The 15,031-nt window shown below is 35.6% G+C and carries 12 protein-coding genes; 6 read left to right on the top strand and 6 right to left on the bottom strand.

Annotated elements, in window-relative coordinates; translation table 11 throughout:
* Positions 1-14: 14 nt before the first annotated feature.
* From mnmG to rpmH, 6 genes are all read right to left on the bottom strand, one after another.
* Complete coding sequence (mnmG, locus tag ACLBXA_RS08970; RefSeq protein WP_000541045.1) at positions 15-1,904, bottom strand: tRNA uridine-5-carboxymethylaminomethyl(34) synthesis enzyme MnmG; 1,890 nt, start codon at positions 1,902-1,904, stop codon at positions 15-17.
* A gap of 46 nt (positions 1,905-1,950) precedes the next feature.
* Positions 1,951-3,327, bottom strand: a complete 1,377-nt coding sequence (gene mnmE, locus ACLBXA_RS08965; RefSeq protein WP_000393760.1) for a tRNA uridine-5-carboxymethylaminomethyl(34) synthesis GTPase MnmE — start codon at positions 3,325-3,327, stop codon at positions 1,951-1,953.
* Positions 3,328-3,553: 226 nt separating this feature from the next.
* Positions 3,554-4,171, bottom strand: coding sequence for an RNA-binding cell elongation regulator Jag/EloR (gene jag, locus ACLBXA_RS08960; protein WP_447617175.1), 618 nt, complete (start codon positions 4,169-4,171; stop codon positions 3,554-3,556).
* Positions 4,168-4,935 (bottom strand): YidC family membrane integrase SpoIIIJ, encoded by a 768-nt coding sequence (gene spoIIIJ / locus ACLBXA_RS08955; protein ID WP_000727741.1) that lies wholly within the window; start codon positions 4,933-4,935, stop codon positions 4,168-4,170. Before spoIIIJ ends, jag begins: the two co-directional genes overlap by 4 nt.
* A gap of 52 nt (positions 4,936-4,987) precedes the next feature.
* A complete protein-coding gene (gene rnpA / locus ACLBXA_RS08950) occupies positions 4,988-5,335 on the bottom strand; it encodes a ribonuclease P protein component (protein WP_000726621.1) in 348 nt (115 codons plus the stop codon).
* Positions 5,336-5,411: 76 nt separating this feature from the next.
* The gene (rpmH, locus tag ACLBXA_RS08945) at positions 5,412-5,546 is read right to left on the bottom strand and encodes a 50S ribosomal protein L34 (protein WP_000831901.1); all 135 of its coding nucleotides are present in this window, start codon (positions 5,544-5,546) and stop codon (positions 5,412-5,414) included.
* Between the two features lie 564 nt (positions 5,547-6,110).
* Between rpmH and dnaA the strand changes: the two genes are divergently transcribed.
* The 6 genes from dnaA (at position 6,111) to gyrA (ending at position 14,777) form a co-directional block, all read left to right on the top strand.
* Positions 6,111-7,451: a chromosomal replication initiator protein DnaA gene (gene dnaA / locus ACLBXA_RS08940; protein WP_000428018.1), complete on the top strand. Its 1,341-nt coding sequence runs from the start codon at positions 6,111-6,113 to the stop codon at positions 7,449-7,451.
* A gap of 178 nt (positions 7,452-7,629) precedes the next feature.
* Positions 7,630-8,775, top strand: a complete 1,146-nt coding sequence (dnaN, locus tag ACLBXA_RS08935) for a DNA polymerase III subunit beta (protein ID WP_001212884.1) — start codon at positions 7,630-7,632, stop codon at positions 8,773-8,775.
* Between the two features lie 127 nt (positions 8,776-8,902).
* Complete coding sequence (gene yaaA / locus ACLBXA_RS08930; protein WP_000680510.1) at positions 8,903-9,115, top strand: S4 domain-containing protein YaaA; 213 nt, start codon at positions 8,903-8,905, stop codon at positions 9,113-9,115.
* Between the two features lie 12 nt (positions 9,116-9,127).
* Positions 9,128-10,255, top strand: coding sequence for a DNA replication/repair protein RecF (gene recF, locus ACLBXA_RS08925; protein WP_000470754.1), 1,128 nt, complete (start codon positions 9,128-9,130; stop codon positions 10,253-10,255).
* 39 nt (positions 10,256-10,294) lie between these two features.
* A complete protein-coding gene (gyrB, locus tag ACLBXA_RS08920) occupies positions 10,295-12,217 on the top strand; it encodes a DNA topoisomerase (ATP-hydrolyzing) subunit B (RefSeq protein WP_000435979.1) in 1,923 nt (640 codons plus the stop codon).
* An 88-nt stretch (positions 12,218-12,305) separates the two neighbouring features.
* Positions 12,306-14,777, top strand: a complete 2,472-nt coding sequence (gene gyrA / locus ACLBXA_RS08915; RefSeq protein ID WP_001282868.1) for a DNA gyrase subunit A — start codon at positions 12,306-12,308, stop codon at positions 14,775-14,777.
* The last annotated feature ends 254 nt before the right edge of the window (positions 14,778-15,031 follow it).

Raw genomic sequence — 15,031 nt, 5'->3', positions numbered from 1 at the left:
TATCTCCTTACTATTTATTGGTTCGATACGCGCGCAATTTTTCCTTGTTCTATATAAACAAGTAAAATGGAAATATCCGCTGGATTTACGCCAGAAATACGTGAAGCCTGCCCCATTGAAAGTGGACGAACATCTTTCAATTTCTGTCTAGCTTCTGAGGCAAGGCTAGAAATCGCATCATAATCAATATCTACAGGTATTTTTTTACTCTCCATTTTCTTCATACGCTCTACTTGCTGTAAAGATTTTTCAATGTATCCTTCGTACTTAATCTGAATTTCAACTTGTTCTGTAACTTCATCACTTAATTCTACTTCACTTGGTACTAAAAGATGAATATGCTCATATGTCATCTCTGGACGACGTAATAAGTCACTTGCACGTATTCCATCTTTCAATTCACTTCCGCCAATATTGCGAATTAATTCTTGAACCTCAGGACGTGGTTTAATAATAATGCTGCTTAAACGTTCCTTTTCCTGTTCAATTTGTAGTTTTTTATTTGTAAATCGCTCATAGCGCTCTTCTTTAATTAATCCAATTTCACGACCAACTTCAGTTAAACGAAGATCAGCATTATCATGGCGTAATAATAGACGGTATTCTGCACGAGATGTTAATAAACGATATGGTTCATTTGTACCTTTCGTAACAAGATCATCAATTAAGACACCAATATAAGCATCCTCACGACCTAAAACAACTTCTTTTTTACCTAAAGAACGGCATGCTGCATTAATCCCAGCCATAAGCCCTTGTCCTGCCGCCTCTTCGTAACCAGAAGTTCCATTAATTTGTCCTGCTGTATATAAATTTTTAATCTTTTTCGTTTCAAGTGTTGGCCATAGTTGTGTTGGCACAATTGCATCATATTCAATTGCATAACCTGTGCGCATCATTTCAACATTTTCTAGGCCTGGAATTGTTCTAAGCATGTCACGTTGTACATCTTCTGGTAGGCTTGTGGATAAACCTTGCACATATACTTCTTGTGTATTACGCCCTTCTGGCTCTAAGAAAATTTGATGACGTGGTTTATCATTAAATCTTACTACTTTGTCTTCAATAGAAGGACAGTATCTAGGGCCTGTTCCTTTAATCATACCAGAATACATAGCTGAACGATGTAAATTTTCATCTATTAAACGGTGTGTTTCTGTACTTGTATATGTCAACCAACATGGAATTTGATCCATAATAAATTTCGTTGTTTCAAAAGAGAACGAACGTGGCTTATCATCACCTGGTTGAATTTCTGTTTTACTGTAGTCAATTGTATTACTGTTTACACGCGGAGGTGTCCCTGTTTTAAATCTAACAAGATCAAACCCAAGTTCCTCTAAATGCTCAGATAATGTAATAGACGGTTGCTGATTATTTGGACCGCTTGAATATTTTAAGTCGCCCATGATAATCTCGCCACGTAAAAATGTTCCAGTCGTAATTACAACGGTTTTTGCTGTATATTCTGCACCAGCTTGTGTAACTACCCCTTTACACATACCATCTTCAACGATTAAACGCTCTACCATTCCTTGGAATAACGTTAAGTTTGGTGTTTCTTCAATTGTTTTCTTCAATTCATGTTGGTAAGAGAATTTATCAGCTTGCGCTCGAAGTGCACGTACAGCTGGCCCCTTACCTGTATTTAGCATACGCATTTGAATATGAGTTTTATCAATATTACGTCCCATTTCTCCGCCTAATGCATCAATTTCACGAACAACAATCCCTTTTGCTGGTCCACCAACAGAAGGGTTACATGGCATGAAAGCTACCATATCTAAGTTAATTGTTAACATTAATGTTTTTGAGCCCATTCGTGCTGCCGCAAGACCAGCTTCACATCCTGCATGACCTGCACCGATTACTATGACATCGTATGAACCGGCATTGTATCCCATTGTTTATTCCTCCTAATAATCTCTATCTTTCTAAAACATCACTATATTATTTTCCTAAACAAAATTGAGAGAACAACTGGTCAATTAGGCTTTCATGGACTGTGTCACCAGTAATTTCACCAAGTATTTCCCACGTTCTTGTTAAATCAATTTGCACCATATCAATTGGTACACCATTTTCTATTGCCTCAATTGCATCACCGATTGTTTGTCCCGCTTGTGTTAATAATCCAATATGTCTCGCATTAGAAACATATGTCATATCTGCAGAATCGATTGTTCCTTCAAAGAATAAATCAGCTATTGCCTTTTCGAGTTCATCTATTCCTTGTTCCTCAATTAAGGATGTTGTAATAACACGATTTCCCGCAGCTAACTCTGTAACACGTTCCATATCAATCGCTTGCGGTAAATCAGTCTTATTCACAATAACAATAAAGTCTTTTCCTTGTACCGCATGGAATAGATCTTCATCCTCATTTGTTAAAGCCTCGCTATAGTTGACAACAACTAATACTAAATCTGCTTGGCTCATCATTTCTTTTGATCGCTCCACACCAATTCGTTCAACAACATCTTCTGTCTCACGAATACCGGCTGTATCTATAAGTTTAAGAGGTACACCACGCACATTAACGTACTCTTCAATAACATCACGAGTTGTTCCTGCAATATCAGTTACAATTGCTTTTTTCTCCTGAACAAGACTATTTAATAACGATGATTTCCCAACATTAGGTCTACCGATAATTGCTGTAGCAATACCTTCACGTAAAATTTTCCCTTGTTTTGATGTTTCTAATATTTTTTCGATTTCCGAACGAACATGCGTCGCTTTCTCAATTAAAATATTATGTGTCATCTCTTCTACATCATCGTATTCTGGATAATCTATATTTACCTCAACATGAGCTAATGTTTCTAATATTTCTTGACGTAGGCGACCAATTAATTTAGATAATCGCCCTTCCATTTGATTAATTGCTACATTCATCGCACGATCTGTTTTTGCTCGAATCAAATCCATAACAGCTTCTGCTTGTGATAAATCGATACGTCCATTTAAAAAAGCACGTTTTGTAAATTCGCCCGGTTCTGCCAATCGTACTCCTTGCGCTAGAATAAGTTGCAATACTTTATTTACTGAAACAAGTCCGCCATGACAGTTAATTTCCACTATATTTTCACGTGTAAAAGTCCTTGGTGCGCGCATAATAGACACCATAACTTCTTCAATAACTTGATTTGTATCTAAATCAACGATATGACCATAATGAATAGTGTGAGAAGGAACCTCTGTTAAATCCTTCCCTTTAAAAATACGGTCAACTTTCTCAACCGCATCATCCCCACTTACTCGAACAATGGCAATTGCACCCTCTCCAAGCGCTGTGGAAATCGCAGCAATTGTATCAAATTCCATGTCCTTTCACCTCACTTGCTTATTTATCTCTATTTCAACATGATTATTTCTTTCACTAAATTATTAGGATACCATAACGAACCTATCTACAAAAGAAGAATAACTCATTTTATTATATCCCCATGTAAAAAACACTAAACTTATTCACAGTGGATAAGTTTAGTGTTTTTTAGTTATCCACATCTATTTTTCGCTCAAAAAAACCGGCACTCATTTGAGCAACCGGTCATTTAGGAGATATTACAACATGCCGATGTGGTTCATTTCCTTCAGAAGTTGTTTTGATACCTTGATGATTTGATAATGCCTGATGAATAATTTTTCGTTCAAAAGATGGCATCGGTTCTAAAATAACTCTTTTTTTCGTATTAGATACTTGTTTCGCTAATCGATAAGAAAGTGATTCTAGCGTACTTTTTCTTTTACTACGATAATTTTCAGCATCTAGTGTAATACCTATATACTGCTTCGTGTTACGATTCGCAACAAGTTTTGTTAAATACTGTAAAGAGTTTAGTGTATTACCTCTTTTTCCAATTAAAACCCATACATCATCACCAGAAATTGTAAATTCGATCTCGCGTCCTTTTACAACTTTACTAATTTCAACTTCCACACCCATATTGTGAATAACATTTCTTAAATATTCTTCACATTCCTGAATTGGATCTTTCTTCAATACAACTTCTACTACTGCAGGACGATTCCCAAATAAACCTAAGAATCCTCTTTTACCCTCATCGACAATATTTATATCTACTCGATCTTTTGATGTATTTAATTGCCTTAAAGCATCCTCTACTGCCAGCTCGACTGTTTGTCCTTTAGCAGTAATTATACTCACTTGCTTGAGCCTCCAGCTTTGCTAGCCTTAATCTCTGGCCCTTTGATAAAGTACATTTGAGCAATACCAAAGATATTACCAACAACCCAGTAAAGTGATAATGCAGCTGGGAAGTTAATTGCAAAGATTAAAATCATAATCGGCATAAGCCAAAGCATCATTGCCATTTGCGGATTTTGACCAGCTGTTCCTGCCATTGCAAGCTTTTGCTGAATAAATGTCGTAATTGCTGCAACAACCGGTAAGATATAGAACGGATCTGCCTGTCCTAAATCAAACCATAAAAATGTATGTTCACTAATTGCTGTTGTTCTCATAATCGCATGATAAAACGCGAATAAAATAGGCATCTGAACAAATATCGGTAAACATCCTGCCAATGGATTTACACCATTCTTTTGATATAACTGCATCATTTCTTGTTGTAGTTTTTGCTGTGTTGCTTGATCTTTAGAACTATATTTCTCTTTTAACTTCACCATTTCTGGTTGTAACGCTTGCATTGCTTTTGTACTCTTTGTTTGTTTAATCATTAATGGTAATAATGCAAAACGAATGATAAGAGTTGTAATAACAATTGCTAAACCGTAATTACTGTTAAATAAGTCGGCAAAATACGTGATTAACTGAGAAAGCGGATATACGAAATATTCATTCCAAATCCCAGTACTTTTCGATGTAATCGGCTGACCCGTTTCACTACAACCGGTGGCAATCGCCATTAATGCAACGACCATGGCTAGTAAACCTAATTTCTTTTTCAAAGCCTACTCCTCCTTGTATCGGTATGTATATAGTGTAATTCATTTCCTTACGCTACTTTTTTATTCTTTTCATACCAGAGCGTTTAAAGACATGAATTAAGCTTTTCTTTACTTCTTCATATGTCATCTCTGCACAAGGCTTCCTTGCTATTATAACAAAATCTTTTCCAGAATCTATCTCATCTTTTAACTCTGTAATAGCTTGACGGACCATGCGCTTAATTCGATTACGAACTACTGCATTTCCTATTTTCTTGCTAACAGAAAGGCCGATGCGAAAGTTTGGCTGTTCTTCTTTATCTAATTGGTATACAACAAACTGACGATTCGCATTTGATTTTCCTTTTTGAAAAACCGCCTGGAATTCATCATTCTTCTTTATACGATGTTTTTTCTTCATATCAATTGACACTCCTGTATTTCATCAGCGGAAATTCACTATTATTAGAAAAAAAGACCACTGAACGATCAGTGGTCTACGCAGATAATACTTTTCTTCCTTTACGACGACGAGCTGCTAGCACTTTACGTCCGTTCGCTGTGCTCATACGGCTGCGGAAACCATGTACTTTGCTGCGCTTACGTTTATTTGGTTGGTAAGTTCTTTTCATTATATGACACCTCCCTGAGGAATATCTGTTAAAGACAGTCCTATAAATTATAGTTAATCAACTAGGAAAATGTCAATGGTTCTAGAAATTTTCATCAAATATTCATTTTGAACCTATTCACATACTTTTTCACAGCATCTATATTTCCTTGTGGATAAATGTTTTTTCACGTTTTTTATATCCACAAACTTTTTTCCCACTTTTACACAGTATATCGTGTTGTGGACAAGTTTATTCCACAAGGTATTGATTTTGTGGATAACTTTCTTAAATTCATTGCTATAGCCACTTTTTTTTGATATTATAGTTGTGTTTTCACTTTGAATAAGTTTTCCACATCTTTATCTTATCCACAATTTGTGTATAACATGTGGACAGTTTTAATCACATGTGGGTAAACAGTTGTCCACATTTGGTTTTTTTGTCGAAAACCCTATCTCATATACAAACGACGTTTTTAGGTTTTAAAATACGTTTCGTATAAATATACATTTTATATTTATTAGGTTGTACATTTGTTGCGCAGCCTTATTCTTTTACCATCTTAGTAAAGGAGGGACACCTTTGGAAAATATCTCTGATTTATGGAATAGTGCCTTAAAAGAATTAGAAAAAAAGGTAAGCAAGCCTAGTTATGAGACATGGTTAAAATCAACAACGGCTCATAACTTGAAGAAAGACGTATTAACGATTACAGCTCCAAATGAATTTGCTCGTGACTGGCTAGAATCTCATTACTCAGAACTAATTTCAGAAACACTATACGATTTAACAGGGGCAAAATTAGCAATTCGCTTTATTATTCCCCAAAGTCAAGCGGAAGAGGACATTGATCTTCCTCCAGTTAAGCGGAATCCAGCACAAGATGATTCAGCTCATTTACCACAGAGCATGTTAAATCCAAAATATACATTTGATACATTTGTTATCGGCTCTGGTAACCGTTTTGCCCATGCAGCTTCATTAGCTGTAGCCGAGGCGCCAGCTAAAGCGTATAATCCACTCTTTATTTACGGGGGAGTTGGGCTTGGAAAGACGCATTTAATGCACGCGATTGGCCATTATGTAATTGAACATAATCCAAATGCAAAAGTTGTATATTTATCATCAGAAAAATTCACGAATGAATTTATTAACTCTATTCGTGATAATAAAGCTGTTGATTTTCGTAATAAATATCGCAATGTAGATGTTTTATTGATAGATGATATTCAATTTCTTGCTGGAAAAGAACAAACTCAAGAAGAGTTTTTCCATACATTTAATGCATTACACGAAGAAAGTAAACAAATTGTAATTTCTAGTGATCGACCACCAAAAGAAATTCCAACTTTAGAAGATCGTCTTCGTTCTCGCTTTGAATGGGGACTTATTACAGATATTACGCCGCCAGATTTAGAGACACGAATTGCAATTTTACGCAAAAAAGCAAAAGCTGAAGGGCTTGATATACCAAATGAAGTTATGCTTTATATCGCAAATCAAATTGATTCAAATATTCGCGAATTAGAAGGTGCACTTATCCGAGTTGTAGCTTATTCATCTTTAATTAATAAAGATATTAATGCTGATTTAGCAGCTGAAGCACTTAAAGATATTATTCCAAATTCTAAGCCGAAAATTATCTCTATTTATGATATTCAAAAAGCTGTCGGAGACGTTTATCAAGTAAAATTAGAAGATTTTAAAGCGAAAAAACGTACAAAATCAGTTGCGTTTCCTCGCCAAATTGCAATGTATTTATCACGCGAACTTACGGATTCCTCTTTACCAAAAATAGGTGAAGAATTTGGTGGACGTGATCATACAACAGTTATCCATGCCCATGAAAAAATTTCTAAACTACTAAAAACCGATACGCAATTACAAAAGCAAGTTGAAGAAATTAATGGTATTTTAAAGTAGTAGCTGAATAGTGTGAATAACTTACCTTGTTTTACGCACAGTCTATCCACATGTAGATAGACTGTTTTTACATCCTTCAAAGGGGTTATCCACATATCCACAAGCCCTATTACTATTACTACTATTTTTTATCTTTATTAATTAAATAAAATCTTATACTTACCGGAGGTTTTTCTTTATGCGTTTTACAATACAAAAAGACTATCTTGTAAGAGGTGTACAAGATGTAATGAAGGCAGTTTCTTCTCGTACAACAATCCCCATCCTTACGGGAATTAAAGTTGTAGCTACTGAAGAAGGGGTTACATTAACAGGAAGCGATGCTGATATTTCTATTGAATCGTTTATTCCAGTCGAAGAAGATGGAAAAGAAATCGTAGAAATAGCTCAATCAGGAAGCATTGTTTTACAAGCAAAATATTTTAGTGAGATTGTAAAAAAACTACCTAAGGATACTGTCGAAATTTCTGTGGAAAATCATTTTATGACAAAAATAAAATCTGGAAAATCAGAGTTTAACTTAAATGGTTTAGATTCTGCAGAATATCCGTTATTACCACAGATTGAAGAACATCATGTATTTAAGATACCAACAGATTTACTTAAGCATATGATTAGACAAACTGTATTTGCAGTTTCTACTTCTGAAACAAGACCAATCTTGACAGGTGTAAACTGGAAGGTATATAACAGCGAGTTAACTTGTATTGCAACAGATAGTCATAGACTGGCACTTCGAAAAGCGAAAATCGAAGGACATAATATTGCAGATGAATTTCAAGCTAATGTTGTTATTCCAGGTAAGAGCTTAAACGAATTAAGTAAAATTCTGGATGAGTCTGAAGAGATGGTAGATATTGTAATAACTGAGTATCAAGTATTATTCCGTACAAAGCATTTATTATTCTTCTCAAGATTGTTAGAAGGAAATTATCCAGATACGACACGTTTAATTCCAGCAGAGAGTAAAACGGATATTTTTGTAAATACAAAAGAATTCCTACAAGCAATTGATCGTGCTTCACTATTAGCGAGAGATGGCCGCAATAACGTTGTCAAATTATCAACTTTAGAGCAAGAAATGCTAGAGATTTCCTCGAATTCACCAGAAATTGGAAAAGTTGTCGAAGAAGTACAATGTGAAAAAGTAGATGGAGAAGAGTTAAAAATATCTTTTAGTGCAAAATATATGATGGATGCATTGAAAGCTCTAGATAGTACAGAGATTAAAGTTAGCTTTACTGGGGCGATGAGACCGTTCTTAATTCGTACAGTAAATGATGATTCAATTATTCAATTAATTTTACCGGTTCGTACTTACTAGGTAAGGAATAAGGGTTGCTAGTTTAAAGATGCTAGTGGCCCTTATTTGATTTTTGGGTATTACTTTCCTAATGTTAGTTTATTTAGTACAATGAAAGAATGAACACTTTCAGAAAGTGAGCGATTTTATGAAACATATTAAAATTTCAACAGAGTATATTACACTAGGACAATTTTTAAAGTTAGCTGATGTAATTGATACAGGTGGCGCTGTAAAATGGTTTTTACAAGAATATGAAGTGTACGTGAACAACGAACTTGAAAATAGAAGAGGTCGCAAACTATATGCGAATGATGTTATTGAAATTCCAGGAAGCGGAACTTTCCAAGTTCAGGCATAAAGGGGGAGCCCTTTGTTTATTTCAGAAATACAATTAAAAAACTATCGCAATTATGAAAAATTAGAGCTTTCCTTTGAAGATAAGGTAAATGTAATTATCGGCGAAAATGCACAAGGGAAAACAAACTTGATGGAAGCTATTTATGTTTTAGCGATGGCGAAATCTCATAGAACCTCTAATGATCGCGAACTTATCCGCTGGGATGAAGAGTTTGGTCAAATAAAAGGGAAATTACAAAAAAGAAACAGTTCTTTGTCTTTGGAATTAAATATTTCGAAAAAAGGTAAAAAGGCAAAATTAAATCAACTTGAACAACAAAAGTTAAGTCAATATATTGGCGTGATGAACGTTGTCATGTTTGCCCCAGAAGATTTAAATCTTGTAAAAGGAAGCCCTCAAGTAAGAAGACGCTTTTTAGATATGGAATTAGGACAAATAGCTCCTATATATTTGTATGAATTAAGTCAATATCAAAAGGTGCTCACGCAACGAAATCACTTGTTGAAAAAAATGCAAGGGAATAGTAAGAATGAGGAAACGATGTTGGATGTATTTACACTTCAACTAATTGAGCATGGTGCGAAAATACTGCAAAAACGTTTTGAATTTTTGCATTTGCTACAGGAATGGGCAGCTCCAATTCATCGCGGTATAAGCCGTGGATTAGAAGAGTTAGAAATTGTCTATAAACCAAGTGTAGATGTATCAGAATCAATGGATTTGTCGAAAATAAAAGAAGTATACTATGAAAGTTTTCAATCTGTGAAACAACGTGAAATTTTCCGTGGTACGACTTTAATTGGTCCTCATCGTGATGATTTACAATTCTTCGTTAATAGTAAAAATGTTCAAGTCTTTGGTTCGCAAGGGCAACAACGAACGACCGCACTATCCCTAAAATTAGCTGAAATTGAATTAATTTATTCAGAGGTTAAAGAATATCCAATCCTTTTGCTGGATGATGTTTTATCAGAATTAGACGATTATCGTCAATCACATCTGTTAAATACAATTCAAGGAAAGGTGCAAACATTTGTTACAACGACGAGTGTCGACGGAATTGAACACGAAACATTAAAAGATGCGAAAACAATTCATGTAACGAACGGCACGGTAGATTGTGAAATAGATAGGGCATAAACCCCTGTTTAAATGGAAAAGTAGGTGATCTTTGTGTCAATGGAACAAAAACAAATGCAAGAAAATGCATATGATGAAAGTCAGATACAGGTACTTGAAGGACTAGAGGCAGTTCGGAAACGTCCGGGTATGTATATTGGATCTACGAGTGGAAAGGGACTTCACCACCTTGTATGGGAGATTGTCGATAATAGTATCGATGAAGCGTTAGCAGGATATTGTGATGAAATTAACGTTAGTATCGAAGAAGATAATAGTATTCTTGTAACGGATAATGGACGTGGTATTCCAGTTGGTATACAAGAAAAAATGGGACGTCCTGCAGTAGAGGTTATTATGACTGTCCTCCACGCTGGTGGTAAATTTGGCGGTGGCGGTTACAAAGTTTCTGGTGGTTTGCACGGTGTTGGTGCATCTGTTGTAAATGCCTTATCAACAGAATTAGAAGTATTTGTACATCGTGATGGTAAAATCCATTACCAAAAATACGAAAGAGGTATTCCGGTTGCAGATTTAAAAGTCATCGGTGATACAGATAAGACTGGAACAATAACTCGCTTTAAACCGGATCCAGAAATTTTTAAAGAGACGACAGAATATGAATTCGATACGCTAGCGACTCGTATGCGTGAGTTGGCGTTTTTAAATCGTAATATTAAATTAACAATTGAAGATAAACGTGAACATAAGCAAAAGAAAGAGTTCCACTATGAAGGTGGAATTAAATCATATGTTGAACATTTAAATCGTTCAAAACAACCAATTCATGAAGAGCCTGTATATGTAGAAGGTTCAAAAGATGGTATTCAAGTTGAAGTTGCGCTTCAATATAACGAAGGATATACAAATCATATTTACTCATTTACAAATAATATTCATACGTATGAAGGTGGTACACATGAGGTAGGATTTAAAACTGCCTTAACACGTGTGATTAACGATTATGGTCGTAAAAATAACATTTTAAAAGATGCGGATAGTAATTTGACTGGTGAAGATGTTCGTGAAGGTTTAACAGCAATTGTGTCAATTAAACATCCAAATCCACAATTTGAAGGGCAAACGAAGACGAAACTTGGAAATAGTGAAGCGAGGACGATTACGGAGTCAGTATTCTCTGAGGCTTTTGAAAAATTCTTACTGGAAAATCCCAATGTTGCACGTAAGATTGTAGATAAAGGAACGATGGCAGCACGTGCGCGTGTAGCAGCTAAAAAAGCTCGTGAGCTAACTCGCCGAAAGAGTGCTTTAGAAGTTTCAAGTTTACCAGGGAAATTGGCAGATTGTTCTTCTAAAGATCCAGCAATTAGTGAAATTTATATCGTAGAGGGTGACTCTGCGGGTGGATCTGCAAAACAAGGACGCGATCGTCATTTTCAAGCAATTTTACCGCTGAAGGGTAAAATTATTAATGTTGAAAAGGCACGCTTAGATAAGATTTTATCAAATGATGAAGTTCGTACAATTATTACGGCGATTGGTACAAATATTGGTGGGGACTTCGATATCGAAAAAGCACGCTATCATAAAGTTATTATTATGACCGATGCCGATGTTGATGGTGCGCATATTCGTACCCTATTATTAACGTTCTTCTATCGTTATATGCGTCAAATAATTGAGTGTGGATATATATATATCGCACAGCCACCGTTGTTTAAGGTGCAACAAGGTAAAAAAATTCAATATGCTTATAATGATAAAGAACTTGAAAAAATATTAGCTGAGTTACCAGCCCAGCCGAAACCAGGAATTCAACGTTATAAAGGTCTTGGAGAGATGAATCCAACTCAGCTATGGGAGACGACAATGGATCCAGAAGTACGTTCGTTACTTCAAGTTTCTCTTCAAGATGCAATAGAAGCAGATGAAACATTTGAAATTTTAATGGGTGATAAAGTGGAACCACGTCGTAACTTTATCCAAGAGAATGCAAAATACGTGAAAAACCTTGATATTTAAATGAGTAATGACAGGAATCTAAGTATTCCTGTCTTCTACATATAAATCAATGTATGTATAACGGAAACGTAAGAGGAGGTGCTCGTTGATGTCAGACAATCAACAACAAGCACGAATTCGAGAAATTAATATTAGTCATGAAATGCGTACCTCATTTTTAGATTACGCAATGAGTGTTATCGTATCTCGTGCATTACCAGATGTTCGTGATGGATTAAAACCTGTGCATCGTAGGGTTTTATATGCGATGAATGATTTAGGAATTACAGCTGATAAAGCGTATAAGAAATCAGCACGTATTGTCGGTGAAGTAATCGGGAAGTATCACCCTCATGGTGATTCAGCCGTTTATGAAACAATGGTACGTATGGCGCAAGATTTCAGTCAACGTTATATGCTTGTAGATGGGCATGGTAACTTCGGTTCTGTAGATGGAGATTCAGCAGCGGCAATGCGTTATACAGAGGCAAGAATGTCTAAGATTTCTATGGAATTAATACGTGATATTTCAAAAAATACAATTGATTATCAAGATAACTACGATGGTTCGGAAAGAGAGCCGATTGTATTACCAGCGCGTTTTCCTAATTTATTAGTAAACGGTACGACAGGTATTGCAGTTGGTATGGCAACAAATATTCCGCCGCATCAACTTGGCGAAGTAATTGATGGTGTGTTGGCATTAAGTCATAACCCGGATATTACTATAGCGGAGTTAATGGAATATATTCCTGGACCAGACTTCCCGACATCAGGTTTAATCTTAGGTCGAAGTGGCATCCGTAGAGCTTATGAAACAGGGCGCGGTTCTATTATGCTTCGTGCCAAAGTTGAAATTGAAGAGAAATCAAATGGTAAACAATCTATTATCGTAACGGAACTACCTTATCAAGTTAATAAGGCACGATTAATTGAAAAAATCGCAGAATTAGTTCGCGATAAGAAAATTGAAGGTATTACAGATTTACGTGATGAATCAGACCGAAATGGTATGCGTATTGTCATGGAAGTACGTCGTGACGCCAATGCAAACGTACTATTAAACAATCTATATAAACATACAGCACTTCAGACAAGTTTCGGTATTAATATGTTGTCTCTTGTAAATGGAGAGCCTCAAGTACTAAATTTAAAACAAAACTTATATCATTATTTGGAGCACCAGAAGGTAGTAATCCGTAGACGTACTGCGTATGAATTAGAAAAAGCAGAGGCACGTGCTCATATTTTAGAAGGATTACGAATTGCTTTAGATCATCTTGATGAAGTTATTACGTTAATTCGTAGTTCAAAAACGGCTGATATTGCAAAGCAAGGCTTAATGGAACGTTTCGGTTTAAGTGAGAAACAAGCGCAAGCGATTTTAGATATGCGTCTGCAACGATTAACTGGATTAGAACGTGAAAAAATCGAGCAAGAATATCAAGATTTAATGAATTTAATTGCTGAATTAAAAGCGATTTTAGCAGATGAAGAGAAAGTTCTTGAGATTATTCGTGAAGAATTAACAGAAGTAAAAGAGCGTTTCAATGATAAGAGACGAACAGAAATTACAATTGGCGGTATGGAATTTATTGAAGATGAAGATTTAATTCCTGAGCAAAATATTGCAATTACGTTAACTCATAACGGTTATATTAAGAGGTTACCAGCTTCTACGTACAAAACACAGAACCGTGGGGGACGTGGTGTACAAGGAATGGGTACGAATGATGATGACTTTGTTGAACACTTATTAACAACGTCTACTCATGATCATATTTTATTCTTTACAAACAAGGGTAAAGTATACCGTACGAAAGGATATGAAATCCCAGAGTATAGTCGTACTGCAAAAGGGCTACCAATTATTAACCTATTAGGGGTAGATAAGGGTGAGTGGATCAATGCCATTATTCCAATTCGTGAATTTGGTGACGACCAGTTCTTATTCTTTACAACGAAACAAGGTATTTCTAAGAGAACGCCACTTTCATCATTTGCAAATATACGTACGAACGGTTTAATTGCAATTTCGCTTCGTGAAGAAGATGAAGTGATTTCTGTACGTTTAACATCTGGCGATAAAGATATTATCGTAGGGACAAGCAACGGTATGTTAATTCGCTTCAATGAACAAGATGTACGTTCTATGGGCCGTAATGCAGCTGGTGTAAAAGCTATTACATTAGGCGAAGAGGACCAAGTAGTAGGTATGGAAATTGTTGAAGAAGATACGAATGTCTTAATTGTAACGAAAAACGGGTATGGTAAGCGTACTCCAGTTGAAGAGTATCGACTACAAAGCCGTGGTGGTAAAGGTCTTAAAACTTGTAACATTACAGATAAAAACGGTAAGTTAGTAGCGGTTAAGTCTGTAACAGGTGAAGAAGACATCATGCTAATTACAGCCGCAGGCGTTATTATTCGTATGCCGGTTGATCAAATCTCTCAAATGGGACGTAATACACAAGGTGTTCGTCTAATTCGTTTAGAGGATGAGCAAGAGGTAGCGACAGTAGCAAAAGCACAGAAAGATGAAGAAGAAGAATCTAATGAAGAGGTTTCTTCTGAAGAATAAGAGGGTGGATTTTCCCCCCCTCTTATTTTTTTATAATAATACTTGCATAGTGATAGCAAAATCTATATAATAGGCAGAGTCAGCAAATGAGAGATACAAATTATCTTGAAAAACTTGTTGACGAAAATAATATACTATGATATATTATAAAAGTCGCCGAAACGCGATATTGAACTTTGAAAACTAAACGAAACAAACAACGTGAAACGTCAATTTTTATTTTTAGATGCTAGACAAACTAACTTTATTGGAGA

The sequence above is a fragment of the Bacillus sp. D48C genome, from assembly GCF_053345735.1.
Note: the sequence above shows the minus strand (reverse complement) of the source record. Positions and strands in the feature narration are given on the sequence as shown.